Here is a 26,442-nt window from a genome sequence, read left to right on the forward strand (position 1 = left end):
CTTCCCGGACGCGCGACGCCCCCCGGACGCGCGACGACCCCCGCGGGACCCGTCAGGGCCCCACAGGGGTCGAAAGCGAGTGGCCTCAGACCAGCGCCCGGGCCCGCGCCACCAGGTCGCGCACCGAGTGGTCGGTGTCGGCCGGCAGCTGCTCCCAGCCGAACCAGCGCAGGTCCAGCGACTCCTCGCTGATCAGCTCGCGCGCCCCGGCCGGGGCGAGGGCGACGTACTGCACGTCCAGGTGGATGTTCTCCGGCCGGTCCTTGCCCAGGCAGTGCACGTGGTGCCGGTCCAGCTTCACCGGCGCGGTGCGGCCGCCGACCGCGAGCAGCTCCAGTTCGGCGATGCCGGACTCCTCGACGGCCTCGCGCAGCGCCGCCGCGGCCAGCGTCTCGTCCCCGGGCTCGCAGTGGCCGCCCATCTGCAGCCACCTGCCGACCTTGGGGTGCAGCGTCAGCAGCACCCGCCCCTCGGCCGGGTCGACCACCAGCGCGCTGGCGGTGATGTGGCCGGGCAGGCAGGCCCGCCACAGGCCGTCGGGGTGGGCCGCCAGGTGCGCCAGGTAGTCGCGGCGCAGCTCCTGCTGGCCGTCCTCGTCGGGCGCCCAGTCGGTCAGCGCGCGGACGGCATCGGTGTGCAGCGACGTCACTTGGTGTCGCCCTCCGTGCCGTCGTCGTCCTTGTCTGGGGAGGACTTGCCCGAAGCGGGCTTGTCGGAGTCGCCCTCGGCGGAGGCATCGCCCTCGGTGGAGGCGTCGCCCTTGGTCAGGTCGGGCTTCCCGGCGCCGCCGCCCGCGGCCTCGCCGAGCAGCTTGTTCAGCGCGTCGAAGTCGAAGCCGCCCTCGGTCTCGGCGGTGGTGTCGCGGTGCACGAAGCCGTCCGGGTCGTCCAGGTCGGCGGCGGTGGGCAGCATGTCGGGGTGGCTCCAGAGCGCGTCCCGGCCCTCGACGCCTCGGGCGTCGGCGAGCGAGGCCCACAGGCGGGAGGCGTCGCGCAGGCGGCGCGGGCGGAGCTCCAGGCCGACCAGGGTGGCGAAGGTCTGCTCGGCGGGGCCACCGGTGGCGCGGCGACGGCGGAGCGTCTCGCGCAGGGCGGCGGCGTGCGGCAGGTGGGGGGTGGCGGCGGCGTGCACGACGGCGTCGACCCAGCCCTCGACCAGGGCGAGCGCGGTCTCCAGCCGGGCCAGCGCGGCCTTCTGCTCGGGGGTGTCCTCGGGCTGCAGCAGGCCGCCGGCCAGCGCGTCCTGCAGGGCCTCGGGGTTGCTCGGGTCGAGCTGGCCGACCAGCTCCTCCATCCGCGAGGTGTCGACCTTGATGCCGCGCGCGTACGCCTCGACGGCGCCGAACAGGTGCGCCCGCAGCCACGGCACGTGGGCGAAGAGCCGCTGGTGGGCGGCCTCGCGCAGGGCCAGGTAGAGCCGGACCTCCTCGGCGGGCACGTTCAGGCCGTCACCGAACTCGGCGATGTTCTGCGGCAGCAGCGCGGCCTTCCCGGCGGGGGCGAGCGGCAGGCCGACGTCGGTGGAGCCGAGCACCTCGGCGGCCAGCGCGCCGAGCGCCTGCCCGATCTGGGTGCCGAACATGGCGCCGCCCATGGAGCGCATCATGCCCATCAGCGGCCCGGCCACGGCCTGCATCTCCTCGGGCAGCACGCCGCCCATGGCGTTGCCGACCCGCTCGGCGACCGGGTCGACCAGGTCCTTCCACACCGGCAGGGTGGCCTCGATCCACTCGGCGCGGCTCCATGCCACGGCCGTCGAGGAGGTGGACGGGAACTCGGTCGCCGAGTCCAGCCACAGGTCGGCCAGCCGGACCGACTCGACGACGGCGGTGCGCTCGGCGGCGCCCACCGAGCGGTCCTTGGTCTTCCCCTCGGGCTGCTCGGCGACCACGGTCTGCCGGGCGATGTTCTTGGCCAGCTCCCAGTTCACCGGGCCGCCCTCGAACGAGAGCATCTGCCCGAGCTGCTGGAACGCCGCGCCCAGGTCGTTGGGGTTGAAGCCGCCCATCATCGCGGCGAACGGGTTGTCGCCGCCAGCCCCGCCGGCGCCGCCCATGCCGAACAGCGCCCCGAAGGGGTTTCCGTTGCCGAAGCCGAACGGCTGCGGGGTCGAGTCGCCCTGCTCGCCGTCCTTCTTGCCCTTGTTCTTGCCGTCCTCGGGCTCCTCGGGGGGAACGCCGAATCCGAAGGGGAGGTCGCTCACGGGGTCCTCGATCTGATCGGCCGTCACGCGGGTGTGGCGGGAAATTCTGTTGCCCGGAGGCTCCGGGCAGTTTCAATAGTCTCGCGGCCAATGGTCTCGCGGCCGACCGCGCCGGGTGCACCGCTGGGGCCGAGCCTCGGGCAGGATGGACAGTGCGTGACACTCGTGCGTACGCACTTAAGCTAACCGTGGAGGATGGCCGGTGAGTTCCCCGCCTTCGGACGTTCGCTCTGGGCTGACCGAGGGCGAGGACGTGCCGGCCGACGCCGGTTCGCCGCCTCCAGCCTACGGCGGCAAACCGCTCACCGTGGCTGTCACGGGCGCCGCCGGCGTGCTCGGCGAACGCGTCGCCCAGCGCCTGGTGGCCTCCCCGCACGTCCGCCGGGTGCTCGCGGTGGACGACCGCCGCGGCGAAGTACCCGGCGTGCACTGGCGGGTACTCGACGTGCGCGACCCGGCGGTGGCCGAGCGGCTGTCCGGCGTGGACGTGGTGGTGCACCTGGCGATGGACCTCGGCATGGAGTCCGACCCGCGCACCCGCAGCGCCTACAACGTGCGCGGCGCACAGACCGTGCTGACCGCCGCCGCGGCGGCCGGCGTGCACCGGGTGGTGCTGTGCACCTCCGCGATGGTCTACGGGGCGCTGGCCGACAACGAAGTCCCGCTCGCCGAGGACTCCGAACTGCGGGCCACCGAGGAGGCCTCGCTGGTCGGCGACCTGCTGGAGATCGAACGGCTCGCCCGCCGCGCCCCGCGCGCCCACCCCGGGCTGCAGATCACCGTGCTGCGGCCGGCCGTGGTGGTCGGCCCCGGCATCGACACCGTGCTCACCCGCCACTTCGAGGCCCCGCGCCTGCTGGTGGTGGCCGGCTCCCGCCCGTGCTGGCAGTTCTGCCACCTCGACGACCTGGCCTCGGCGCTGGAGTACGCCGCCCTCGGCCTGGTCGAGGGCGAGGTGACGGTCGGCTGCGACGGCTGGCTGGAGCAGGAGGACGTGGAGGAGCTGTCCGGGATCCGCCGGATGGAACTGCCCGCCTCGCTGGCCCTGGGCACCGCCGCCCGGCTGCACCGCCTCGGCCTGACCCCGGCCCCGGCCGGTGATCTCGCCTACACCATGTACCCGTGGGTGGTCTCCGGCAGCCGGCTGCACGAGGCGGGCTGGCGGCCCAAGCACACCAACGAGGAGGTGCTGGCCGAGCTGCTCGCCCAGGTGTCCGGCAAGCACGCGGTTGCCGGTCGCCGGCTGGGCGGCAAGGAGGCCGCCACCAGCCTGGGCGCGGCCGGTGCGACGGTGGCCCTGATCGGTACGGCGGCGCTGGTCCGCCGGGCCCGCAAGCACCGCCGGATCTGACCGTCGGGTTCGTCGCGCCGCGGACGGCCGTTCCGCGGTCCGAAGCCTGCTGCCGGGGCCCGGGTCGGATGCGGAATGATGAGGGGCATGTCCGAGAACCACGACCCGATCCGGCTGCTCGCCGTCCGCGAGACGCCGCTCTCCCTCGACGAGGTGCACGCGGCGGTCGGTGACGACGCGGCGGGCGGCACCACGCTGTTCGTCGGCACGGTGCGCGACCACGACGGCGGGAAGGCGGTCACGGCGCTGGAGTACAGCGCCCATCCGACCGCCGAGCGGGAGCTGCGCCGGATCGCGGAGAAGGTCTGCGCGGACTTCCCGGTCCGGGCGCTGGCGGCTGTGCACCGTACCGGACGGCTGGAGATCGGCGACGTCGCGGTGATCGTCGCGGTGTCCTGTCCGCACCGCGGCGAGGCGTTCGAGGCCTCGCGTCGGCTGATCGACGACCTCAAGCACGAGGTGCCGATCTGGAAACACCAGGTTTTCGCCGACGGCGAGGAGGAATGGGTCGGAGCGGGGTCCTGCTGACCGCCCGTGTCCGCTCCGCGTCCCGCTCGTTCCCCGTTCGGGGGTATCTCGGAACGGTGGGCACGCCACGCCGTCCCGTAACTCGGACACCGCACGCGCCGTTCCCCCAGTAGGCGGCTAATCTGCTGATACGCATGACGAGCCTGTGGGGAGTTCGAAGATGGCTGCGCTTGCCTGGTTGATCATTCCTGTAGTGGCCGGACTGCTGGCCTCCGTCTGGGCGGGATGGGCGGCACGACCGCCGCGTTCCATCACCGACCCGTCCTCGCTCGCCGAACACGAACGCTTCCGCGCCGCGATGGAGCGCAGCACCGGCAGCGAACGTTCCGGCGGCAGGTAGCGCCGCGGGAGGCGCTGGTGGGAGCACAACGGCGGGCCGCGGAGCGGTGCATCGCGACCCGGACTTCCCGTACTGTCGTGCCATGCCACGCCGATCGGCGACGATGCTCGCCGCCACCCTGCTGCTGATAGGCCTGCTCTGTGCCTCGGTCCTGATGAAGGTGCCGTTCACCGAGATGAGCCCGGGGCCGACGTACAACACCCTCGGCGTGCAGGACAAGACCGGCACCCCGGTGATCACCATCACCGGGCGCGACACCTACCCGACCAGCGGCCACCTCAACATGACCACGGTCCAGGTCACCGGGGCGAACTACCAGCCCAGCCTGATCTCCGCGATCGTCGGCTGGATGCGGGGCGACGTGCTGGTGGTGCCGCACGACAACGTGTACCCGAAGGGCCAGACCGACCAGGAGGCCCAGCAGCAGAACGCGGAGGAGTTCGCCTCCTCCGAGGACAGCGCGAAGACCGCCGCGCTGAAGCAGCTGGACATCCCGGTCACCACCCAGATCATCGTCTCCTCGGTGACCTCCGGCGGCCCCTCGGAGGGCAAGCTGCACGCCGGCGACCAGATCGTCGCGGTGGACGGGACGGCGATCACCAGCCGGACCCAGGTCGCCGAGCAGGTGATGAAGCACAAGCCCGGCGAGACCACCGTCTTCACCGTCGTCCCGCACGCCAAGACCGGCTCGACGACTTCGAATCCGGCGGACCAGCAGCAGGTTTCCATCACCACCGGCAAGGCACCGGACGAGGAGCGGGCCATCGTCGGCATCACGCCCGGCGTCGACCACGTCTACCCGTTCAAGATCGACATCGGCCTGCAGGACGTCGGCGGCCCCAGCGCCGGCCTGATGTTCGCCCTCGGCATCGTCGACAAGCTCACCCCCACCGACCTCACCGGCGGCAAGTTCGTGGCGGGCACCGGCACCATCGACGACACCGGCGCGGTCGGGCCGATCGGTGGCATTCAGATGAAGCTGATCGCGGCCCGCGACAAGGGCGCCGAGTACTTCTTCACCCCGGCGGACAACTGCTCGGAGGCGACGAAGGGGACGCCGTCCGGGCTCACGCTGGTGAAGGTCGACAATTTGGCGGGGGCGGTCAAGGCGCTCGACTCCATCCGGAGTGGGGACAAGGCGGCGCTGCCCAGCTGCAACAAGTAGTGGCTGTCCCGGAAAGGTCGCGACGGACGGCAAGTCATTGCCCTGCGTCGCGACCTTTCCGTCGGGTGCGTTCCCCGCGCCCTCGGTCTGCCCTTACTGGAACGTCGCGAGCAGGGCCTGGGTGAGGTTGGGGACCAGGTCGGGGCCGGTGAGGACCTCGCGGGCGATGTCCTTCTCGCGCAGGCGCAGGGCGACCTCGCGGGCGCCGTCGCGCAGGACGGCGGCGGTGATGCGGACTTCCTGGCGCTGGGGGTGGGTGGCCACCCAGTCGTTGATCTCCTGCTCGGTGGCGTTCTTCGGGCGGGAGGATTCGGCGCCGGGCGGGAGCATGAGCCGTTCGACGACCAGGGCGCAGCCGACCACGCCGTCGGGCCAGGCGATGGTGCCGAGGAAGCGGTCGAGTTCGGTGCCCGCGGGGATCTCCTCCTGCTCGACCGGGGTGAGGCCGGTCGGGTTCTCGTCCAGGCCGAGCTGGGTGGCGAGCCGCGGATTGGCCTTGCGCATCTGGGCGTTGTCGACCAGGGCGAAGAGGCGGGCGGGGTTGTCCCAGCCGAGGGTGGCGGCGTGCTCGTCGATCTCCAGCGCGGCCCGGGTGAGGGGGGTGGCGGCGGGCATGCCGGCGGCGGCGGAGGTCAGGTCAGGGGAGTCGGACATGGGGCCATCCTCACATGTCCGGGGGGGCCGTCTCCAACTCCGACGCAGTGTCCGGGAACTCCGGTAAAGACTGTTTAAGTTGCATTGGAGTCCGGTGTCCGCCCGTCCGCGGCGCGGCACTGTCATCCCCAACGACAACAACAGCTGAGGTGGCGTCTTGACCTTCCAGATGCCGGATCGTTCCGATCCGGGTTTCCGAGCGAGAGTCGGGCCGCCGCCGCGCCGGACGAAGGTGCTGCTGCTGACGGTCGGCGTGCTGGCGGTGCTGTTCCTGCTGTTCGGCTTGTTCGCCGGGCTGTGGACCGACTGGCTGTGGTTCAAGTCGGTCAAGTACGGCTCGGTGTTCACGTCGCAACTGGGCGTGAAGGTCGGCCTGTTCGCGGTGTTCGGGCTGCTGATGGCGCTGGTGGTCGGGGCCAACCTGTGGCTGGCGTACCGGCTGCGGCCGCCGTTGGCGGCGATGTCGGTGGAGCAGCAGAGCCTGGACCGCTACCGGATGGGCGTGGCGCCGTTCCGCAAGTGGCTGCTGATCGGCCTGTCGGTGCTGGTCGGCCTGGCGGCCGGCGCGGCCGCGGGCGCGCAGTGGCGGACCTGGATGCTGTGGATCAACGGCACCTCGTTCGGGCAGAAGGACGCGCAGTTCCACCTGGACGTCTCGTTCTACGCGTTCCAACTGCCGTGGTACCAGTTCCTGCTGAGCTTCGCGTTCAGCGCGGTGATCGTGTCGCTGCTGGCGGCGACGGCGGTGCACTACCTGTACGGCGGTCTTCGGCTGCAGGGGCCGGGCCGTCGGGCGAGTGCCGGGGCGCAGGGTCATCTGGCCGTGCTGCTGGGCGTGTTCGTGCTGCTGAAGGCGGTGGCGTACTGGCTGGACCGGTACGCGCTGGCGGTGAAGAGCGAGTCGTACAAGGGCGTCGAGGGCTGGACCGGTCTGCGGTACGTGGACGCGAACGCGTTCCTGCCGGCCAAGACGATCCTGTTCTTCGTGGCGATCATCTGCGCGGTGCTGTTCTTCCTGACGCCGGTGCGGCGGACCTGGGCGCCGGCGCTGATCGGCTTCGGGCTGATGGCGCTGTCGGCGGTGCTGGTCGGCGGGCTGTACCCGGCGATCGTGCAGCAGTTCCAGGTCAAGCCGAACGAGCAGGCCAAGGAAACGGCGTACATCCAGAAGAACATCGACGCGACGCGGCAGGCGTACGGCATCGCCGACACCGAGGTGAAGCAGTACACGCCGACCGATTCCACGGACGCGGAGAAGCTGAAGCAGGACGCGCAGACCATCTCCGACATCCGGCTGCTGGACCCGAACGTGGTGGCGCCGACGTTCCAGCAGAACCAGGCGCTGCGCCAGTACTACGCGTTCCCGAAGACGCTGGACGTGGACCGGTACGGCGACCAGGACACCGTGCTGGGCGTGCGTGAGCTGGACCTGACGGGCGTGCAGCAGCGCAACTTCATCAACGACCACTTCAAGTACACCCACGGGTACGGCGTGGTCGCCGCCAAGGGCAACCAGGTGGACGCCAACGGCAACCCGGTCTACACGCAGCAGTCGCTGCCGACCACCGGGTCGCTGGGCGACTACCAGGAGCGGGTGTACTACGGCGAGAAGTCCACCACGTACTCGGTCGTCGGCCCCGGCATGGACGAGATCGACTACACCCGGGACTCCGACCCCGACCGGACGTACCAGTACACCGGCGGCAGCGGCGTCTCGCTGGACAACCCGCTGACCCGGGCCGCGTACGCGGTGAAGTTCGCCGAGCCGCAGATCCTCTACTCCGGGGCGATCAAGGACGGCGCGAAGATCCTCTACGACCGCACTCCGAAGGAGCGGGTGGAGAAGGTCGCGCCGTGGCTGTCGATCGACGCCGACCCGTACCCGGTGGTGGAGAACGGCCGGCTGGTGTGGGTGCTGGACGGCTACACCACCTCGGACGGCTTCCCGTTCTCGTCCAAGACGGTCCTCGGCGACGCCACCAAGGACTCGCTGACCGACCAGCGCGGCCGCACCCTGAGCGCCGTCAACGAGGTCAACTACATCCGCAACTCGGTGAAGGCCACGGTCGACGCGTACACGGGTGAGGTGACGCTCTACCAGTGGGACGACGCCGACCCGGTGCTGAAGACCTGGATGAAGGCGTTCCCGGGCACCGTCCAGCCGAAGGCGGACATCCCGGCGGAGCTGCTGCCGCACCTGCGCTACCCGCAGGACATGTTCAAGGTGCAGCGGGACCTGCTCGGGATGTACCACGTGACGGACGCGACGGCGTTCTTCAACGGCACCGACATCTGGGAGGTGCCGGTCGACCCGACCGTCAACGCCGACGAGGTGCAGCCGCCGTACTACCTGACGCTGCGGATGCCGGACGCGAAGAAGGCCAACTTCTCGCTGACCACCTCGTTCGTGCCCTCGGGCCGGAAGAACCTGGCCGCGTTCATGGCCGCGGAGGCCGACCCGGGGCCGGACTACGGCAAGCTGCGGATCCTGCGGATGACGGCCGAATCGGGCGCGCTCGGTCCGGCGCTGACCCAGGCGAAGTTCAACTCCGACACCGACGTCGCCCGCCAGCTGACCCTGCTGCGCAGCGGCAGCGACTCGGACCTGGTGTACGGCAACCTGCTGACCCTGCCGGTCGGCGGCGGCATCCTCAACGTCGAGCCGGTGTACCTGGTGGCGCGCGGCGCGAAGGTGCCGGTGCTGAAGAAGGTGCTGGCGGTGTACGGCGACCACAACGTGGCGCTGGAGGACACCCTGGACAAGGCGCTGGCGAAGGTGCTCGGCTCGGCCGGCGCCGGAGCCACCACCCCGACCGCCCCCGCCGACCCGGGCAGCGGCAGCACCACGCCCACCACCCCGACCCCGCCAGCGACGCCCAAGCCGGGCGACAACCCGGCGCTGGCCAAGGCGCTGGCGGACGCCCAGAAGGCGTTCACCGACGGTCAGGCCGCGCTGAAGAACGGCGACTGGGTGGCGTACGGCCAGGCCCAGCAGGCGCTGCAGAAGGCGCTGGACGCCGCGCTGGCGGCCGAGTCGAAGAACGACTCGGTCAGTTCCTCGTCGGCGCCGCCGACCACCGGTTGACCGGCTGAGCTGCGGGAACTGATTTGCTGTTCCACCCCGCGACCGTGCTACGGTTGTTTCACCGACGCGGGGTGGAGCAGCTCGGTAGCTCGCTGGGCTCATAACCCAGAGGTCGCAGGTTCAAATCCTGTCCCCGCTACTCAGTAGCGAAAGGCCCGGAGGCATCAGCCTCCGGGCCTTTGCCGTTCCCCGGGTCCTTGGGCCCCCGGGTCCTTGGGGCCTCGGAACGTGGTCATTGACGCCCCCATGATCGTGCTAGAGTGATCTCACCGACGCGGGGTGGAGCAGCTCGGTAGCTCGCTGGGCTCATAACCCAGAGGTCGCAGGTTCAAATCCTGTCCCCGCTACTCAGTAGCGAAAGGCCCGGAGGCATCAGCCTCCGGGCCTTTGCCATTCCTTGGTGCAGACCCGATTGACACCCCCAGTGGTCCAGTCCAATCTGGGTCGTGCCCATGACGGGCGGCCCCCACCGCCCGCCTCGTGGTGCTGCAACGCGTGCCCGCCACGGGCATCGATCGTGTTCTGCTCCCGTCTGCCGCTCCCCGACCGGGTGTCCGACGGTGTGTTCCTGCATCCCCACGTGACAGGAGAGGCACATCCGCATGCACCGCAACAACCGAAGGGTCTGGGCCGTCACCGCCGCGGCCGCCACCCTGCTCGCCGGGGCGATGTCGCTGCTGGGAGCCCCCGACGCGACCGCCGGACCGGCCAACACCACCGGCGCCCCCGCCACCAGCGGCGGGATGAAGGTCGCCTACTTCGACCAGTGGTCGATCTACCAGAACGCCTACTACCTGAAGAACGTCGACACCAACGGCATGGCCGGGAAGCTCGACTACCTGCTGTACGACTTCGCCAACATCGACCCCACCAACCTGACCTGCTTCGAGGCCAACTCGGCGGCCTCCCAGGACGAGAACAACCCGAACGCCGGCGACGGCGCGGGCGACTACTACGCCGACTACGCGAAGACCTTCGCCAACGGCAACAGCGTCGACAACTCCACCGACACCTGGAACCAGCCGCTGGCCGGCAACTTCCACCAGCTCCAGGAGCTGAAGGCCAAGTACCCGAAGCTCAAGGTGCTGATGTCGATCGGCGGCTGGACCTACTCCAAGTACTTCTCGGACGCGGCCGCCACCGACGCCTCCCGCAAGAAGCTCGTCTCCTCCTGCGTCGACATGTTCATCAAGGGCAACCTGCCCGCCCAGGGCGGCTACGGCGGCCCCGGCACCGGCAAGGGCATCTTCGACGGCTTCGACATCGACTGGGAGTACCCGGGCGGCGGCGGCCACCTCGGCAACCACTCCTCGCCGAACGACAAGCAGAACTTCACCGCGCTGCTCGCCGAGTTCCGCAACCAGCTCAACACCCAGGGCTCCGCCGACGGCAAGACCTACGCGCTGAGCGCCGCGCTGCCGGCCGGCCAGGACAAGATCCAGAACATCGAGACCGACAAGATCGCCCAGTACCTGACCTTCGCCGACCCGATGACGTACGACATGCACGGCGGCTGGGAGGCGCAGGGCCCGACCAACCACCAGACGCCGATCTACCAGAACCCCGGTGACCCGTCGAACAACATCCCGCCCGGCAACGCCAAGTACTCCATCGACGAGGCGATCAAGGCGTACACCGTCGGCGACCCCTCGTACAACATCCCCGGCGGCTTCCCGGCCAACAAGCTGAACATGGGCGTCCCGCTGTACTACCGCGGCTGGACGGGGGTGGCGGCCGGCGCCAACCACGGGCTGTTCCAGCCGGCCGGCGGGCCCGCGCAGGGAGCGCCGAACTCCGGCAACGTGGCCGGGGTGCGGATGTACAAGGAACTGCTGGGCGTCGTCGACAACGCCAACGACACCTACTGGGACCCCGCCTCGCAGGCCTCCTACTTCTACGACGGCACCAACTTCTGGTCCGGGGAGAACGCCAGGTCCATCCAGGCCAAGATGGACTACGCGCACTGCAACGGGCTCGGCGGCTCCTTCGTGTTCTCGCTGTACGACGACCCGAACGCGGTGCTGCTGAACCCGCTGATGACGGCGACCTCCGGCTCGGCCGCCAACTGCCCGGCGCCGCCGACCTCGCCGTCGCCGAGCGCGAGCAGCAGCACCAGCAGCAGCCCCTCGCCGTCCAACTCGCCGAGCGGCTCCCCGTCCTCGTCGCCGAGCGGCTCGCCGTCCGGCAGCCCGTCCTCCTCGCCGAGCGGCCCCGGCGGCGGCGGGATCGTCGCCAACCCCGGCCTGGAGTCCGGCGCGCTCAACCCGTGGACCTGCGCGGGCAGCGGCGGCAGCGTGGTCAGCGGCGGCCACACCGGCTCGTACGCGCTGCAGGGCAACGCCAGTGCCGGTGACACCGCGCAGTGCCAACAGACCGTCACGGTCAAGCCGAACACCACGTACACGCTGTCCGCGTGGGTGAAGGGCAACTACACCTACCTGGGCGTCACCGGCTCCGGGGCGGACAGCTCGACCTGGACCCCCGGTGGGAGCGCGTGGACGCAACTGTCCACCAAGTTCACCACCGGCGCCTCGGTCACCTCGGTGACCATCTGGGTGCACGGCTGGTACGGCCAGGGCGCCTACCAGGCAGACGACTTCAGCGTCAGCTGACACAGCGTCATCGGCTCCGCCGCGAAGGCCCGGAGGGGATCGCCCCTCCGGGCCTTCGCCCTTGTGTGCATCGAGTGTTGATCGACTCCGGTACGATGCGTGGCCGGGGTTTGTGGGGCTCAGTGTCGGGAAATCGACAAAGCGCTGAAGCAATCTCGCCGGGCTTCGGCCCCGCTTCGCCAAAACGGACGGAGCAGGTGTACGAGGGTTGCGGGTGATGCGACGATGGACCACGAGGGGCACGCGGCACGGCCGTTGACAGGCCGTCCGATCCGGCGTGACCCCTGGGGGACCAGTCCCGGGCCGACGGCCGGGGGCGAATGCCGCGACACTCGGGGGGAGCTGGAGTCGGCATGAAACTCATCGGCAGGAACGGAACAGGAGAACGACTGGCGGCCAGCAGCACCACGGACAGTGACACCGGTGCCCGACGCGCTTGCCAGCCCGGCGGCAGCCTGCCCGGACAGCGCAGCACCGCCGGCCGCCTCGCCGCGTCCGGCTACGGCCCCGACAGTCTCGTCCACCTGACCGCCGACCAGGTCGTCGCCACCGCCTCCGCACGCGACCTGCTGGAGAGCGACGACGGCACCGACAGCTTCGAAACCGCCCTCGCCGCCCGCGAACAGGCCGCCCTCGAAGCCCGACACCGCGGCTCCGCCGACGCCGGCGACCCCGGCGCCGCCAGCCAGCTCGGCGCACTCCTGCTGCGCCGCGGCGACCTCCAGGACGCCGAACCCTACCTGCGCACCGCCGCCGCCGCGGGTCTGCGCGCCGCCGCCAACAACCTCGGCGTCCTGCTCCACCAGCAGGGCCAACGCGCCGAAGCCGGCCAGTGGTGGCGACAGGCCGCCGTCGCCGGCTCGGCACCCGCCGCGCACGCCCTCGGCCTGCAACTGCGCGACCAGGGCGAAGAAGAAGCCGCCGAATACTGGCTGCACTTCGCCGCCGACCAGGGCCACCCGCTCGGCGCCTACGCCCTCGGCGACCTGATGGAACACCGCCGCGACGTCCGCGCCGAACGCTGGTTCAAGGCCGCCGCCGACTCCGGCCACCGCGAAGCCGCCTACCGCCTCGCCCGGATGCGCGAAGCCGCCGGAGACAAGGACACCGCCGAAACCTGGTACCGCACCGCAGCCGCCCGCAGCCACGCCCGCGCCGCGCTGCGCCTCGGCGTGCTGCTCGAAGCCCGCGGCGACCTCGACGAAGCCGCCCGCTGGTACCGGCAGTCCGCGCAGAACGGCGAAGCCCGCGCCGCCTGCGCGCTCGGCTTCCTGCTCCGCGACGCCGGCGACCCCACCGCCGCCGCCGAATGGTGGCAGGAGGCCGCCGAAGCCGGCGACGGCACCGCCGCCAACGCGCTCGGCGCCCTGCACGCCGGCCGCGGCGAGAACGCCGTCGCCGAACGCTGGTACCGGGCCGCGCTCGACGCCGGCGACCACAACGGCGCCTTCAACCTCGGCCTGCTGTGCGCCGGCGCCGGCCGCGACACCCAGGCCGAACAGTGGTACCGCCGCGCCGCGTACGCCGGCCACCGCGAAGCCTGCAACGCGCTCGCCGTCATGCTGCTCCAGCGCGGCGACGAATCCGGCGCCGAACCCTGGTTCTCCAAGGCCGCCGAAGCAGGTTCCGTCGACGGCGCGTTCAACCTCGGCGTGCTGCACGCCGGCCGCGGCGAGACCCGGCAGGCCCAGGAGTGGTACGCCCGCGCCGCCGCCGAGGGGCACGGCGAAGCCGCGCTCCAACTCGCCGTCGTCCAGGAACAGCGCGGCAACCTCACCGGCGCGCTCGACCGCTACCGGCAGGCCGCCGAAGGCGGCTCCGCGGAGGGCGCGTTCCGGCTCGCCTCCCTGCTCGACCGGCGCGGGGACGCCGACGCGGACGCCGAACACTGGTACGCGGTCGCGGCGGACGCCGGACACCTGCGGGCCCAGGTCCGGATGGGCGTCCGGGCGGCGGAACGCGGCGCGCTGGAGATCGCCGAGAGCTGGTACCGCCGCGCCGCGGAGGGCGGCAGCCGCAGCGCGGCCTTCAACCTCGGCCTGCTGCTGGCCCGCCAGGACTCCGAGGCCGAGGCGATGCTCTGGTACACCCGCGCCGCGGACGCCGGCCACGGCCGGGCCGCGCTCAGGCTCGCGCTGCTCGCGCTGCGGCGGGGGGAGACGGTGCAGGCCGAGAACTGGTGCAAGCGGGCGATGGAGTACGGGCCTGCGGAGGTTGCGGAACGGGCGGGGCGATTGCTGGGGGCCCTGAACGCGGAACTGTCAGCGTAGGCAGGCGGGCGCGAGGCCAGGGGCGCTGGGGGTACCCCCAGGCGAAGCCGAGGGGGCGGAACTGCGCGACAAGCGCAGGCCACGTCCGCAAGGTCGCGATCACGTGCAGGTCATTGTCCTGCGTCGCGATCTTGCGGTTGGGTGCGTTCCCCTTCGCGCAGTTCCCCGCGCCCCTGGTTGCTCGCTCTCTAAATGCTCAGCGAGCGCAGAGTCGCTTCGTGGAGGATGCCGTTGGTGGCGACCGCGTCCGCGCCGGAGGGGCCGTCGATGCCGTCGAGGCCGGTGAAGCGGCCGCCGGCCTCCTGGACGACGATGCAGGGGGCGGCCATGTCCCAGAGGGAGAGTTCGGGTTCGGCGGCGATGTCGACGGCGCCCTCGGCCACCATCATGTAGGACCAGAAGTCGCCGTAGGCGCGGGTGCGCCAGCACATGCGGGTGAGGTCGAGGAAGGCGTCGAGGCGGGCGCGTTCCTCCCAGCCGCTGAGGGAGGAGAAGGAGAGCGAGGCGTCGGCGAGGCGGGAGACCTTGGAGACGTGGATGCGCTGGGCCTTGGAGAGGCTGCGGCCGGCGTACGCGCCGAGTCCCTTGGCGGCCCACCAGCGGCGGCTGAGGGCGGGGGCGGAGACGATGCCGACCACGGGGGCGTACTCGCCGTCGGGCTGTTCCTCGAGCAGGGCGACCAGGGTGGCCCAGACGGGGACGCCGCGGACGTAGTTCTTGGTGCCGTCGATGGGGTCGATCACCCAGCGGCGGGGGCCGGAGCCCTGCAGGCCGTACTCCTCGCCCATGACCGCGTCGCGGGGACGGGCTCGTTGCAGGACGGAGCGGACGAGTTCCTCGGCGGCCTTGTCGGCGTCGCTGACCGGCGTCAGGTCGGGCTTGGTCTCGACCTTGAGGTCGAGCGCCTTGAAGCGCTCCATGGTGACCGAGTCGGCCGAGTCGGCGAGGACGTGGGCGAGTCGGAGATCGTCGTGGTAGTCGGCCATGCCCCGAACCCTAGCGGACTCAGTGTCCCGAGCCGCTGAGCTGAAGTCCGATCACACCTGCGATGACCAGGCTCACCGAGACCAGCTTGAGGGTGGAGGAGGACTCCCCGAGGTAGATGATTCCGTACAGCGCGGTGCCGGCGGCGCCGATGCCGGTCCAGACCGCGTAGGCGCTGCCCACCGGGAGGGTTTTCAGGGAGAGGGTGAGCAGGCCGAAGGAGCCGAGGGCGAAGAGGCAGAAGCTGACGGTGGGCCAGAGCTTGGTGAAGCCGTGGCTGAGCTTGAGGTTGACCGCGAATCCCGTTTCCAGCAGACCGGCGAGGATCACCATGGCCCATGCCATCGGGTTGACTCCCTGTCAGATAGGAGGGTGTGACCTTCCTATCGTTACCCAGTGGACAGGGCCGGGCGACTCGTCGGCTGCGGGACTCTCAGTCCCCCTCGTGGGCCTCCTTGGTGGCGAGCAGTCGGCGCAGCGAGTAGAGCCGGGCCGGGTCGGCGTGGCCGTCGGCGACCCAGGCGTCCAGTGCGCAGTCCGGTTCGTCGTGCGAGCAGGCTCGCGGGCAGTCCTCGGTGCCGGGCTCCAGGTCGGGGAAGGCGTGGATGACCCGGGACGGGTCGATGTGAGACAGGCCGAAGGACCGGAAGCCGGGGGTGTCGATCACCCAGCCCGGGTCGAGGGCCTTGCGGGAGCCGGGCTTCACGCCGGGCGGCGGGGGCAGCCGCAGGGCGAGCGCGGAGACGGTGGTGTGCCGGCCGCGGCCGGTGACGGCGTTGACGTGGCCGGTGCTCCGCTGCTGCTCCGGGACGAGCGCGTTGACCAGGGTGGTCTTGCCGACGCCGGAGTGCCCGATGAACACGGTGGTCTTCCCGCGCAGGTACTCCCGGACGGCCTCCGCGCCGGCGGTGGCCAGCTCGTCGTGCCGGGTCACCACGTAGTCGATGCCGAGCGAGGCGTACGACTCCAGCAGTTCCTCGGCGGGCGCCAGGTCGGACTTGGTGAGCACCAGCAGCGGCTCCATCCCGGCGTCGTACGCGGCGACCAGGCAGCGGTCGATCAGCCGGGGGCGGGGCTCCGGGTTGGCGAGCGCGGTGACGATGGCCAACTGCTCGGCGTTGGCGACCACGATCCGCTCGTACGGGTCGTCGTCGTCCGCGGTGCGGCGCAGCACCGAGGTGCGTTCCTCGACCCGGACGATCCGGGCCAGCGTGTCGGGGGCCCCGGAGAGGTCGCCGACCAGGTTGACGACGTCGCCGACGACCACGCCCTTGCGGCCGAGTTCGCGGGCCTTCATGGCGGTGACCAGGCGTTCTTCCTTGGTTCCGCTGTCGACCAGGCAGGTCATCCGGCCCCGGTCCACGGTGAGGATCATCGCCTCGGCGGCGTCCTCGTGCTTGGGCCGGATGCGGGTGCGGGGGCGGGAGCCCCGGCGGCCCGGGCGGCTGCGGATGTCGTCCTCGTCGGCGTTCTTGTCGTAGCGGCGCATGCTCGTGATCCCCCGTCAGCCCTGGCCGAGGAGGTCGGCCCACATCTGCGGGAAGTCCGGCAGGGTCTTCGCCGTGGTCGCCACGTTCTCCACCAGGACGCCGTTCACCACCAGGCCGAGGACGGCGGCGGCGGTGGCCAGCCGGTGGTCCTCGTAGGTGTGGAAGACGCCGCCGTGCAGCGGGCGGGGGCGGATCCGCAGGCCGTCCTCGGTCTCCGAGACGTCGCCGCCCAGGTCGTTGATCTCCTTGGCGAGCGCGGCGATCCGGTCGGTCTCGTGCAGCCGCAGGTGGGAGATGCCGTACAGGTGGGACTCGGAGTCGGCGAGGGCCGCGACGGCGGCGATCACCGGGGTCAGCTCGCCGACGTCGTGCAGGTCCACCTCGATGCCGTGGATCTTGCCGGTGCCGGTGAACTCCAGCCCTTCGTCAGTGAATTGGCAGGATCCGCCCATCGCGGTGTAGATCTCGCGGAGCTGGTCGCCGGGCTGGTACGTGTGCTTGGGCCAGTCCCGGACGACGACCCGGCCGCCGGTGGCGAGCGCCGCGGCGAAGAACGGGGCCGCGTTGGACAGGTCCGGCTCGACCACCAGGTCGCGGCCGAGCAGTGCGCCCGGGGTGACCCGCCAGACGTCCTTCTCGCCGCCGTCCTCGGGGGCGTCGACCTGGCCGCCGGCCTTGCGGATCATGTCGACGGTCATCCGGATGTGCGGCAGCGAGGGCACCGTGGCGCCCACGTTGCGGATCTCCACGCCGTTGTTGAAGCGGGCGCCGGACAGCAGCAGCGCCGAGATGAACTGCGAGGAGGACGAGGCGTCCACCTCCACCGGGCCTCCGTCCAGCGCGCCCGTGCCGTGCACGGTCAGCGGGAAGCCGCCGCGCCCGCCGTCGTCGATCCGGGCGCCGAGGGTGCGCAGCGCGTCGATCACGCCGTGCTGCGGGCGCTCGTGGCTGCGCGGGTCGCCGTCGAAGTGCACCGGGCCGTCCGCGAGGGTGGCCAGCGGCGGCAGGAAGCGCATCACGGTGCCGGCGTTGCCGACGTCCACCTGCGCCGGGCCGCGCAGGCGCTCGGCCGGGATGACCCGCCAGGCCTCGCCGCCACCGGTGCCGCCGGACGCCGCGTTCACCGTCTCCTCGACCGTCACGCCCAGCGCCCGCAGGCCGTCCGCCATCAGCTGCGAGTCGCGGCTGCGCAGCGGGCGGCGCACCCAGCCCGGGCCGTCGGCGAGGGCGGCCAGCACCAGCGCGCGGTTGGTCGCGGACTTCGAGCCGGGGATCGTCACAGTCGCGTCCACGGCGGCGGTGGCGACGGGAGCGGGCCACAGGGAGTCGGTCATACCGCCCAGTCTATGAGGCCGCGCCCGGCTACCGGGGCAGCAGCCAGGCCGCCCCGAGCCCCAGGCAGGCCAGCGCCACCACCAGGAACAGCGCCACCCAGGCCGTCGCCGGCACGCCCGTCAGCCGGGCCAGCTGGTCGGCGTCCGAGCCGGTCGCCTCGCCGCGGCGCCGGGTGGAGAACAGCTCGACCAGCGGACGCGCCCCCGCCAGCAGGAGGAACCACACGCCCAGGTGGGCGAACGCGCCCTGCCACTCGGCGTCGCCGTACCAGGACACCGCGACGAACGCGCCGCCGGTGGCCAGCACCGCCAGCACCCCGAACAGGTTGCGCAGGGTGAGCAGCATCGCCGCCAGCAGCGCGATGCCGATCCACAGCAGCGCGGTGATCCGGCCCGTCTCCAGCAGCGCCGCCCCGCCCAGGCCGAGCAGCGACGGCGCCGGGTAGCCGGCCGCGGCGGTCAGCACCATGCCCGGCCCGGTCGGCCGGCCCGAGGAGACCGTCAGCCCGGAGGTGTCCGAGTGCAGCCGGATCCCGGAGAGCCGGCGGCGGGTCAGCAGCGCCATCACCCCGTGCCCGCCCTCGTGCGCGATGGTCACCACGGTGCGGCTCAGCCGCCACACCGGGCGCACCGCCACCGCCAGCAGCGCCGCCGCCGCGGCGGCCCACGCCAGCCAGTGCGGCGGGTCGGGCTGCACGGCCGTCATCCGGTCCCACAGTTGTGCGAAGTCCATTCCGGTGGGCCTCCGATCACCGTCGTTCGGGCGGGCAGCGTTTCACGGAAGGACGGGCGGCCGGTAGCCGCCGGTTCTGCCGGGCTGGCAAGCTGAACGGCATGTGCGGCCGCTTCGCCTCCTCCACCGACCCCGCCGAACTGGTCCGGTACTTCGGGGTCCGGCAGTGGGATCCCACCGAGACACTGGCCCCCAGCTGGAACGTCGCGCCCACCGCGTCCGCCTTCGTCGTATTGGACCGGGCGCCGCGCGGCGGGGGCCGGCCGGTCCGTCAACTGCGGGTGCTGCGCTGGGGGTTGGTGCCGGCCTGGGCGAGCAGCCCGGACACCGCGGTGAAGATGATCAACGCCCGGGCGGAGACCGTCCACGAGAAGCCGGCCTACCGGCAGGCGTTCGCCTCGCGGCGCTGCCTGATACCCGTCGACGGGTACTTCGAGTGGCAGACCGCGCCGACCGACGACGTCTCCCGGCCGCCCCGCCGCCCGTACTTCGTCTCCCGCGCCGACGGCGCCCCGCTGGCACTGGCCGGCCTGTACGAGTTCTGGCGCAACCGTGGCGTCCCCGCCGACCACCCGGACGCCTGGCTGGTCACCTGCACCGTCGTCACCACCGCCGCCGAGCCGCTGCTCGCCCCCGTCCACGAGCGGATGCCGCTGTACCTCGGCCCCGACCGCTGGGACGCCTGGCTCGACCCCCACGCCGAGAGCGCCGACCTCACCCCGCCCCCGCCCGGCGACCTGCGCATCCACCCGGTGCCCGACGGGGTCGGCTCGATCCGCAACAACCACCCCGGCCTGACCAGGCGACTCACCGAGGACGACCTCACCACCCTGTTCTGAGACGTTCTCCTCTATACGCTCGGCGCCATGCCGCAGATCATCGAGACCCCCACCGGCGACGCCCGGCTGCACTGGTTCCGGGCCGACGCCCCGCGCGCCGTCCTGCTGCTCGGCCACGGCGCCGGTGGCGGCATCGAGGCGCCCGACCTGCAGGCGCTCGCCGCGGCCCTCCCTGCCGCGGGGATCACCGTGGTGCTCGCCGAGCAGCCCTGGCGGGTGGCCGGCCGCAAGCTCGCGCCCGCCCCCAAGACGCTCGACGCCGGCTGGCCCGCGCAGTACGCCGCCGCGGCCGGGGCGGGCCTGCCGGTGTTCGCGGGCGGCCGCAGCGCCGGCGCCCGGGTCGCCTGCCGCACCGCCGCCGGCCTCGGCGCGGCGGGTGTGCTGGCCCTCGCCTTCCCGCTGCACCCGCCGGGCAAGCCGGAGAAGAGCCGCGCCGAGGAACTGCTCGACACCGGCCTGCCGACCCTGGTGGTGCAGGGCGGCACGGACACCTTCGGCACCCCGGAGGAGTTCCCGGACCTGCCGGACACCCACCGCCTGGTCGAAGTGCCGTACGCCTCGCACGGGTTCAAGGTCCCCAAGAAGGCGCCCCTGGGCCAGGACGAGGCGCTGGCGCTCATCGCCGACGCGGTCGCCGGCTGGCTCTGAATCCCTGTCCGGAGCCCGGGAATGTCTCGTCGCCGCGGGCGGTTGCACGAGTCGTCAGAACACGCCCCGGTGGAAAGGCAGCGTCCATGGTTTCGATCGCGTGCCGCGAACGGCCCGATGAGCGGGCGGCCCAGCCTTCGCTCGTGCCGGACTGGTCGCAGTGGGTTGCCGCGAGCGAGAAGACGGTCAGCCCGATATCCTCGCTTGCGGATCGGCCCGTGGTGGGCCGTGTTCAGCTGATCGAGGAGGTGGGTCCGGTCGTCGGGACCGATGACGCGGCCGCGTCGGGTGCTTCGAGCACCGACCAGGGCCGTCCGGAGGGCGAACAGCTCACCGGCGACGAACTGGCCGAGGTGATCGGCGAGGACACCTTCAGGGTGTCCGAGAGCGAGAGCGAGGAGGCCAGGCGCGAGCGTTTCGAGCGGGACGCCCTCGGTTTCCTGGATCCGATGTACTCGGCGGCGCTGCGGATGACTCGCAACCCGGCCGACGCGGAGGATCTGCTCCAGGAGGCGTTCGCCAAGGCGTACGCGTCGTTCCACCAGTTCCGTGAGGGCACCAACCTCAAGGCCTGGCTGTACCGCATCCTCACCAATACGTTCATCAACTCGTACCGCAAGAAGCAGCGCGAACCCCAGCGCACCGCGGCCGAGGAGATCGAGGACTGGCAGCTGGCGCGCGCCGAGTCGCACATGTCGACGGGGCTCCGCTCCGCCGAGGCGCAGGCGCTCGACCACCTGCCGGACAGCGATGTGAAGGACGCCCTGCAGGCCATTCCGGAGGAATTCCGGATCGCGGTGTATCTCGCGGACGTCGAGGGCTTTGCGTACAAGGAGATCGCGGACATCATGGGTACACCCATCGGTACGGTGATGTCCCGACTGCACCGTGGTCGCCGCCAACTGCGCGGCATGCTTGAGGATTACGCCCGCGAGCGGGGGCTGGTCCCGGCCGGTACCGGTGCAGGGCACGAAGCGAAGGGCGCTGGCTCATGAGCTGCGGCGATCCGCACGAGACCGAGTGCGGAGAGGTGCTCGACCACCTCTACGAATTTCTCGACAACGAGATGCCCGAGGGCGACTGCGCCAAGCTGCGGGTGCACTTCGACGAGTGCTCGCCGTGCCTGGAGAAGTACGGACTCGAGCAGGCCATCAAGGCGCTGATCAAGCGCTCGTGCGGCTGCGACGACACTCCCACCGACCTCCGGGCGAAGGTGCTGGCCCGGATCGACTCGATCCGGCAGGGCCAGGGCCCGGGCGGCGGTTCGGTGGTCGAGGTGAGCTCGGTCAGCATGGAGATGACGGTCGAGGGTGCGACCGGTCACGGCTCCGCCGTCGCCACCGCGGAGTGATTACTCACTCGATCGGGTGAGCTGTCGCTGCTCCGGCTGCGGCAATCCGCGATCGTGCGTCCCGTCCGGGTGGCCGGGCCCTATTCTCTGACGAGTCCTCACGTCGGAGGGCCCGGTACGGGCTGGGGAGGCCGAGATCGCCAGCGAACGCGAGCGCATCGCCCTGCCGGGGCGGGCCGTGGCCTATCTGGCCGCCGTGCTGACGGCGGCGACGGCCGCGCTGCTGCCGCTGTGGGCGTCCTGGCCGACGCTCGACTGGCCCCGGATCGGGCTGCTGGCCCTGCTGCACCTGTGCCTGGAGTCGCTCGCGCAGGGCGCGCGCACCCCGTGCGCCCGGGTGTGGCGGTGGCTGCGCGGCCGGTCCGGGCCGGAGCCCGCGGCGGACCCGCGCGGCAGCGGCTTCTTCCCGGTGCTGTTCGCCGGCGTGCTGATGCTGCCGCCCGCCGCCGCCGCCCTGGTCGCGCTGCCCGGGGCGCTGCTCGGCCCGGCCCAGCAGCCGCGCAACCTGCGCCGGGTGTGGAACGCCGCCCAGCTGGCGCTGGCCTCGGCGATCTCCGCCGAGGTGTTCCGGCTGCTCGGCGGCTCCCGGCTGCTGCTGGGCACCCGCTTCCCCGGCGCGGCGTTCGGCGCGCTCGCCGCGATCCTGACGTTCTGCCTGGTCAACGGGGCACTGGTGGCCGGCATGGTGCGGCTGACCTGCGGCTCGGCCGGCCACGGCGTGATCCGCAAGCTGCGCCGGGCGGCGCCCGCGGCGCTGCTGCACGGCGCGGGCGGGCTGATGGTCGCGGTGCTGTGGCAGGGCCCGTACGGGGCGTTCGCCGCGGTGCTCGGGCTGCTGCCGCTGACCATCACCGCCTGGCTGTCCGCGCAGGGCCACCGCGAGCGGTCCGCGCACCGGGCCACCGTGCAGGCGCTGGTGCAGGCGGTGGAGATCAAGGACGCCTACACCCGCGGCCACAGCGAACGGGTCGGCCGGGCCTCGGTGCTGATCGCCCGCCAGCTGGGCCTCGCCGAGGACCGGATCCGCACCCTGCACTTCGCCGGCACCCTGCACGACGTCGGCAAGCTCGCGGTGGCCACCGAACTGCTGCGCCGCAACGGGCCGTTGACGGTCGCGGAGCGGCGCGCCGTCGAGGTGCACCCGGTGTTCGGGCACGAGCTGGTGCGGCAGCTGGACTTCCTCGGCGAGGGGCGGGACGGCATCCTGCACCACCACGAGCGGATCGACGGCCGGGGCTACCCGCACGGCCTGGCGGGGGACCGGATCCCCGAGTTCGCCCGGATCATCTCGGTCGCCGACGCCTTCGACTCGATGACCTCCACCCGTTCCTACCGGCGCGGCCGCCCCGTCCAGGAGGCCGTCACCGAACTGGAGCGGTGCGCGGGCAGCCAGTTCGACCCGGTGATGGTGCGGGCCCTGGTCGAGGCCGTCGCCGAACACGGCTGGCAGCCCGAACCGCCGCCGCCCGGCGGCTGGGACGGCGAGGTGCCGGACATTCCGCTCGGCGTGCCCGAACCGGCCCGGATGCCGCAGCAGTCCGGGCAGGGCCAGCCCGCCGGCGGGGCGACGTGACCCTCCGGCGGCCGGGACCGGCCGACCTGCTGCACGGCGTGGCCGCCGCGCTCGGCGGCTGCGCGCTGGTGCACGCGCTCGCCGTCGGCACCAGCCAGCCCGAGGTGGCGCTGGCGTTCACCGCCCTGATCGCGCTCGGCCAGTGCGCCGGGCCCGCGCTGCCCGGCGACCGCGAACCCGCGCCGGTGGCCACCGCCGTCGCCCTCGCGTACGCGCTGCTCGGGCCGCTGCACGGACTGCCCACCGGGCACGGGGTGTCGCAGACCGCCGCCGTCACCGCGGTCGGCACCGCCGCGGGCCTCGCCGCGCAGCTCGCGGGGCGGGCCGCGCTGGCCGCCGTCCGCCGCCGGCCGCGCGGCCCGCTGGGCGGACTGGACGCCGCCGCCCGCCGGGTGGTCACCGTCTCCTTCGCGGCGCTGCTGTTCCAGCCGCTGTACGAGTCCGGCGCCACCGACCGGCTGCCCGGCCCCGCGTACGGGGCGCTGCTGGCGGCCGTCGCCGCGCTGGCGGCGCTCGGCGACGCGGTGCTGGCCGCCGGGCAGCAGCGGGCCCGCACCGGGCTGCGGTACAGCGCCGCGCTCGACGATCAGCTGCACGCGCTGCTCGGCATCGGTTCCGCGCAGGTCGCCACCGGGCTGCTGCTCAGCCTGCTGGCGGGCGAGGCCGGGCTGTGGGCGCTGCCGGTGTTCTGCGTGCCGCTGCTGCTCGCGCAGGCCTCGTTCCGGCGGGCCGTCGAGGTGCGGGCCACCACCGGGCAGACCATCGAGACGCTCGCCCGGGCCACCGAGATCGCCGGCTACACCACCCCCGGGCACGCCCGCCGGGTGGCCGACACCGCGTGCGCGCTGGGGCGCGAACTGGGGCTCGGGAGCCGCGAGTTGACACTGCTGGAATATGCCGCGCTGATGCACGACATCGGTCAGCTGTCGCTGGTCGAGCCGGTGCCCGGCGGGGCGACCGCGCTGCTGGCCGACGACGAGCAGCAGCGGATCGCCCGGCTCGGCAGCGAGGTGATCCGGCGCACCGGCGTGCCCAAGCAGGTGTGGCAGCAGGTCGCCCGGCTCGCCGACCCGTGCCGGCTCGACGACGGCCGGCACGACCCCACCCTGCCGCTGGCCTCCCGGATCATCCGGGTCGCCAACGCGCACGACGACCTGCGCACCGCCGCCGCCGACCGCCCCCGGGCCGGCGTCCTCGATCCGCTCGAGCACCTGAGGCTGGACGCCGGCCGCGGCTACGATCCGGTGGTGCTGGACGCGCTCGCCCGGCTCGGCCGCCGCGGCCACCGCGCGGCCCGCTGCCGGTTCGCGGCCTGAATGGCCGCGCGGGGCGCGCCGCCCACGGCGGGCGTGGTTGGATGCGGTCGTGGCGGGAAGACCCGGAGGCGGGGCGACCCGGTGACGACCGACGGCAAGGGACCAACGTGAGGATCTTCCACCGCGCACGGCACCGTCCGTCGGCGACCTGGCGGCAGACCACCGACCGTGCGTTCACGCTGATCGGCGACGGCCGGTACGAGGACGCCGGGGCGCTGCTGGTGATGGCGGCCGACCTGGAGCCGTCGCTCTCCGACTCCTGGTTCAACCTGGCCCTGCTGCACAAGTTCCGCCGCGACTGGGAGCAGGCCCGCAGCGCCGGCCTGCGCGCCGTCGCGCTGCTGGACCGCCAGCACGGCGCCCCGGACTGGTGGAACCTCGGCATCACCGCCACCGCCCTGCAGGACTGGCCGCTGGCCCGTCGCGCCTGGCAGGCGTACGGCCTGCGGCTGCCCGGCGGGCCGGGCACGGACGGGCCGATCGAGCTCGACCTCGGCACCACCCCGGTGCGGCTGTCCCCGGACGGCGAGTCGGAGGTGGTGTGGGGCCGCCGGCTCGACCCGGCGCGGATCGAGGTGCTGTCCATCCCGCTGCCGTCCTCCGGCCGCCGCTGGGGCGAGGTGGTGCTGCACGACGGCGCCCCGCACGGCGAGCGGGTCGCCGACGGCGTCGCCTACCCGGTGTTCGACGAGATCGAGCTGTGGGCACCGTCCCCGGTGCCGACCTGGGTGGTGCTGCTGCAGGCCGCCACCGCCGCCGACCGGGACGCGCTGGAGAAGACGGTCGCCGACGCCGGGTACGCCGCAGAGGACTGGACGTCCTCGGTGCGGCTGCTGTGCCGTACCTGCTCGGAGTCCCGGATGGCCATCGACGACGGCCACACCGCGCACCACGACCCGCACGACGACGGCGACCCGCTGCACCCCGGTCACCTCAGCCACCTCAGCCAGGGTTCGGCCGGCGGCCCCTGGCAGATCGAACGCGAATGCGGCATCGCCGCGCCCGCCGGGCTGGTCCGCACCCTGCTGGAGCGCTGGGCCGCCGCCTCCCCGGCCACCCGCGCCTACCGGGACCTCGAAGAGGTGTGCTGATCCGCCGCTGACCCGCCCCCGGCCCCAAGGGGGGCTGGGAGGTACCCCCACGCGCCACCGCGCCCCGTACTCTGGATCGGTACACCAGCCGGACGCGGACGGAGCGGAAGCAAGCGATGGCCGAGCACCACGACCACGAGCACGACGACGAGCAGCAGGAGACCGAGGTCCGGCTGGTCGGCGAGCTGCCCGACCCGAACAAGGGCACCGCCCGCCCGATCACCGTGGTCGGCAACCCGGTGCTGCACCGCGAGACGCAGACCGTCACCGCCTTCGACGACGACCTCGCCGCGCTCATCGACGACATGTTCCAGTCGATGTACGCCGCCGAGGGCGTCGGCCTAGCCGCCAACCAGATCGGCGTCGACCTGAAGGTCTTCGTCTACGACTGCCCCGACGACGAGGGTGTCCGCCACATCGGACACGTCGTCAACCCGGTGCTGGAGGAGCTCCCGGCCGGCCGCCGCAGCCTCGACGACGGCCAGGAGGGCTGCCTGTCGGTGCCCACCGCGTACCAGGAGCTCGCCCGCCCCGGCTACGCCGCCGTCAACGGCCAGGACAAGCACGGCAACCCGGTCCGGGTCGAGGGCACCGGCTTCTTCGCCCGCTGCCTCCAGCACGAGACCGACCACCTGTACGGCTACCTGTACATCGACCGGCTCTCCAAGCGCGACCGCAAGGACGCCCTGCGGCAGATGGCCGAGGGCACCCCCAAGTACGCCACCGTGCCGAACGCCTGACGTACTCCCACCTCCGGAAGGGGGGGGGGGGGGGGGGGGGGGGGGGCCCCCCCCCCGCGCGGGGGGGGGGGGGGGGGGGGGGGGGGGGGGGGGGGGGGGGGGGGGGGGGGGGGGGGGGGGGCGGCGGCCCCGCGCC

General features: G+C 72.6%; 23 protein-coding genes and 2 tRNA genes. 17 read left to right on the plus strand and 8 right to left on the minus strand.

The genetic code is table 11. The features are described 5' to 3' along the window. Positions 1–85: 85 nt before the first annotated feature. Positions 86–649 (minus strand): NUDIX hydrolase, encoded by a 564-nt coding sequence (locus tag ACGFWJ_RS26510; protein WP_387637516.1) that lies wholly within the window; start codon positions 647–649, stop codon positions 86–88. Beyond that, positions 646–2,202, minus strand: a complete 1,557-nt coding sequence (locus ACGFWJ_RS26515) for a zinc-dependent metalloprotease (RefSeq protein ID WP_392954025.1) — start codon at positions 2,200–2,202, stop codon at positions 646–648. Before ACGFWJ_RS26515 ends, ACGFWJ_RS26510 begins: the two co-directional genes overlap by 4 nt. Positions 2,203–2,404: 202 nt before the next feature. Here ACGFWJ_RS26515 and ACGFWJ_RS26520 point away from each other — a divergent pair, with 202 nt between their 5' ends. From ACGFWJ_RS26520 to ACGFWJ_RS26535, 4 genes are all read left to right on the plus strand, one after another. Further along, entirely contained in the window at positions 2,405–3,553 is a 1,149-nt protein-coding gene (locus ACGFWJ_RS26520) for an NAD-dependent epimerase/dehydratase family protein (RefSeq protein WP_387637512.1), read from the plus strand. 87 nt (positions 3,554–3,640) lie between these two features. After that, entirely contained in the window at positions 3,641–4,081 is a 441-nt protein-coding gene (locus ACGFWJ_RS26525) for a molybdenum cofactor biosynthesis protein MoaE (RefSeq protein ID WP_387637510.1), read from the plus strand. Positions 4,082–4,241: 160 nt separating this feature from the next. After that, the gene (locus ACGFWJ_RS26530; RefSeq protein ID WP_392954028.1) at positions 4,242–4,421 is read left to right on the plus strand and encodes a hypothetical protein; all 180 of its coding nucleotides are present in this window, start codon (positions 4,242–4,244) and stop codon (positions 4,419–4,421) included. 82 nt (positions 4,422–4,503) lie between these two features. After that, entirely contained in the window at positions 4,504–5,586 is a 1,083-nt protein-coding gene (locus ACGFWJ_RS26535; RefSeq protein ID WP_392954031.1) for a PDZ domain-containing protein, read from the plus strand. A 93-nt stretch (positions 5,587–5,679) separates the two neighbouring features. Here the strand turns inward: ACGFWJ_RS26535 and ACGFWJ_RS26540 are convergent, their stop codons facing one another. After that, complete coding sequence (locus tag ACGFWJ_RS26540; RefSeq protein WP_387865564.1) at positions 5,680–6,240, minus strand: PPA1309 family protein; 561 nt, start codon at positions 6,238–6,240, stop codon at positions 5,680–5,682. A gap of 169 nt (positions 6,241–6,409) precedes the next feature. Between ACGFWJ_RS26540 and ACGFWJ_RS26545 the strand changes: the two genes are divergently transcribed. From ACGFWJ_RS26545 to ACGFWJ_RS26565, 5 genes are all read left to right on the plus strand, one after another. Beyond that, positions 6,410–9,325, plus strand: coding sequence for a UPF0182 family protein (locus tag ACGFWJ_RS26545; protein WP_392954063.1), 2,916 nt, complete (start codon positions 6,410–6,412; stop codon positions 9,323–9,325). A gap of 65 nt (positions 9,326–9,390) precedes the next feature. Beyond that, positions 9,391–9,464: transfer RNA gene (locus tag ACGFWJ_RS26550), tRNA-Met, on the plus strand. A gap of 134 nt (positions 9,465–9,598) precedes the next feature. Further along, positions 9,599–9,672 (plus strand) — tRNA-Met (locus tag ACGFWJ_RS26555). 255 nt (positions 9,673–9,927) lie between these two features. Beyond that, a complete protein-coding gene (locus ACGFWJ_RS26560; RefSeq protein WP_392954033.1) occupies positions 9,928–11,937 on the plus strand; it encodes a glycosyl hydrolase family 18 protein in 2,010 nt (669 codons plus the stop codon). Between the two features lie 353 nt (positions 11,938–12,290). Then, on the plus strand, positions 12,291–14,207 hold the full coding sequence (locus ACGFWJ_RS26565; protein ID WP_392954035.1) for a tetratricopeptide repeat protein: 1,917 nt from the start codon (positions 12,291–12,293) through the stop codon (positions 14,205–14,207). A 188-nt stretch (positions 14,208–14,395) separates the two neighbouring features. Here the strand turns inward: ACGFWJ_RS26565 and hisN are convergent, their stop codons facing one another. The 5 genes from hisN to ACGFWJ_RS26590 form a co-directional block, all read right to left on the minus strand. Then, positions 14,396–15,193: a histidinol-phosphatase gene (gene hisN / locus ACGFWJ_RS26570; RefSeq protein WP_387865561.1), complete on the minus strand. Its 798-nt coding sequence runs from the start codon at positions 15,191–15,193 to the stop codon at positions 14,396–14,398. Positions 15,194–15,212: 19 nt separating this feature from the next. Beyond that, a complete protein-coding gene (locus ACGFWJ_RS26575; protein WP_387637492.1) occupies positions 15,213–15,536 on the minus strand; it encodes a DMT family transporter in 324 nt (107 codons plus the stop codon). 88 nt (positions 15,537–15,624) lie between these two features. Beyond that, positions 15,625–16,680 (minus strand): ribosome small subunit-dependent GTPase A, encoded by a 1,056-nt coding sequence (gene rsgA, locus ACGFWJ_RS26580; RefSeq protein ID WP_392954039.1) that lies wholly within the window; start codon positions 16,678–16,680, stop codon positions 15,625–15,627. Positions 16,681–16,695: 15 nt separating this feature from the next. Next, positions 16,696–18,015, minus strand: coding sequence for a 3-phosphoshikimate 1-carboxyvinyltransferase (aroA, locus tag ACGFWJ_RS26585; RefSeq protein WP_392954041.1), 1,320 nt, complete (start codon positions 18,013–18,015; stop codon positions 16,696–16,698). Positions 18,016–18,043: 28 nt separating this feature from the next. Beyond that, the gene (locus ACGFWJ_RS26590; protein WP_387865557.1) at positions 18,044–18,748 is read right to left on the minus strand and encodes a M50 family metallopeptidase; all 705 of its coding nucleotides are present in this window, start codon (positions 18,746–18,748) and stop codon (positions 18,044–18,046) included. A 101-nt stretch (positions 18,749–18,849) separates the two neighbouring features. On the opposite strand from ACGFWJ_RS26590, the gene ACGFWJ_RS26595 reads away from it, so the two are divergent. The 8 genes from ACGFWJ_RS26595 (at position 18,850) to def (ending at position 26,306) form a co-directional block, all read left to right on the plus strand. Continuing rightward, positions 18,850–19,587: an SOS response-associated peptidase gene (locus ACGFWJ_RS26595; protein ID WP_392954043.1), complete on the plus strand. Its 738-nt coding sequence runs from the start codon at positions 18,850–18,852 to the stop codon at positions 19,585–19,587. A gap of 27 nt (positions 19,588–19,614) precedes the next feature. Next, positions 19,615–20,235 (plus strand): alpha/beta family hydrolase, encoded by a 621-nt coding sequence (locus tag ACGFWJ_RS26600; protein ID WP_392954046.1) that lies wholly within the window; start codon positions 19,615–19,617, stop codon positions 20,233–20,235. A gap of 344 nt (positions 20,236–20,579) precedes the next feature. Beyond that, entirely contained in the window at positions 20,580–21,230 is a 651-nt protein-coding gene (locus tag ACGFWJ_RS26605) for a sigma-70 family RNA polymerase sigma factor (RefSeq protein WP_387865675.1), read from the plus strand. Then, entirely contained in the window at positions 21,227–21,586 is a 360-nt protein-coding gene (gene rsrA / locus ACGFWJ_RS26610; protein ID WP_387637477.1) for a mycothiol system anti-sigma-R factor, read from the plus strand. The genes ACGFWJ_RS26605 and rsrA overlap by 4 nt, the downstream gene beginning before the upstream one ends. 178 nt (positions 21,587–21,764) lie before the next feature. Then, on the plus strand, positions 21,765–23,159 hold the full coding sequence (locus tag ACGFWJ_RS26615; RefSeq protein ID WP_387637474.1) for an HD-GYP domain-containing protein: 1,395 nt from the start codon (positions 21,765–21,767) through the stop codon (positions 23,157–23,159). Continuing rightward, positions 23,156–24,475: an HD-GYP domain-containing protein gene (locus tag ACGFWJ_RS26620; RefSeq protein ID WP_392954050.1), complete on the plus strand. Its 1,320-nt coding sequence runs from the start codon at positions 23,156–23,158 to the stop codon at positions 24,473–24,475. The genes ACGFWJ_RS26615 and ACGFWJ_RS26620 overlap by 4 nt, the downstream gene beginning before the upstream one ends. Before the next feature lie 107 nt (positions 24,476–24,582). Then, a complete protein-coding gene (locus ACGFWJ_RS26625; protein WP_380487310.1) occupies positions 24,583–25,566 on the plus strand; it encodes a tetratricopeptide repeat protein in 984 nt (327 codons plus the stop codon). Between the two features lie 116 nt (positions 25,567–25,682). Further along, on the plus strand, positions 25,683–26,306 hold the full coding sequence (gene def / locus ACGFWJ_RS26630; RefSeq protein ID WP_387637465.1) for a peptide deformylase: 624 nt from the start codon (positions 25,683–25,685) through the stop codon (positions 26,304–26,306). Positions 26,307–26,442: the final 136 nt, after the last annotated feature.

This window comes from Kitasatospora sp. NPDC048407, from assembly GCF_043200475.1.
Classification (GTDB): domain Bacteria; phylum Actinomycetota; class Actinomycetes; order Streptomycetales; family Streptomycetaceae; genus Kitasatospora.